This is a genomic window from Psychrobacter sp. 1U2, from assembly GCF_051847575.1.
On sequence record NZ_JBPYDC010001150.1, the window covers coordinates 1 to 688 of the forward strand.

1 protein-coding gene is annotated in these 688 nt (G+C 45.3%); it reads left to right on the forward strand.

Annotation, left to right across the window (positions count from 1 at the left end; translation table 11 throughout):
• Nucleotides 1-106: 106 nt before the first annotated feature.
• Nucleotides 107-688, forward strand: a 582-nt coding sequence (locus ACS8FD_RS20910) for an ABC transporter permease (protein ID WP_439277279.1), incomplete at its 3' end; no start/stop codon positions are given.

Genomic DNA, 688 nt, shown 5'->3' on the forward strand with positions numbered 1-688 from the left:
TGATGATTGGCGCTTACATGCTTTAGAGCAATTTTAAAATTTTAAGTATTTTTTAGGAATAAGACTCTAAACGCTTTTAAAGTGCTGACCACTACAGGAATTGCTCATGAAGCCTTCTGTTCTCCCCTCTGATATCAATCTGGCAGCCACACCGCCCTCGTCTTGGCAGCTATTTTTATCGACTTTCTGCCGGAATAAAGGCGCCGTACTTGGCTTTATTGTACTGACGTTAATGGTCATTATTGCCATACTTGCGCCCGCTATTGCGCCTCATGACCCTTATGAATTATTCACCGGCCAAGAGCAATTGCCACCAGCGTTTCTGAGTGGTGGTGATACTATGTTTTGGCTCGGCACTGACGATGCAGGTCGAGATACTTTATCTCGGGTGATGTATGGCGCGCGTTATTCATTGTTTATTGGTCTAAGTGCCACTACCCTCGCTATGTTGGTCGGTGTTTCATTAGGACTTAGCGCCGCGTTTTGGCCAAAGGTTTGGGGTAAAGCGGTGATGCTAGTCAATGATATTTTGATGTCCTATCCCAGCTTGCTGTTGGCTATCATTATTGCGGCTATCTTAGGCCCTTCTATGACCAACACTATTATTACCATTGCCTTGGTCTGCACACCACCTTTTATTCGCCTGACACGTGCTACCGCGATGGTAGAGCTACAACGTGAGTATTTT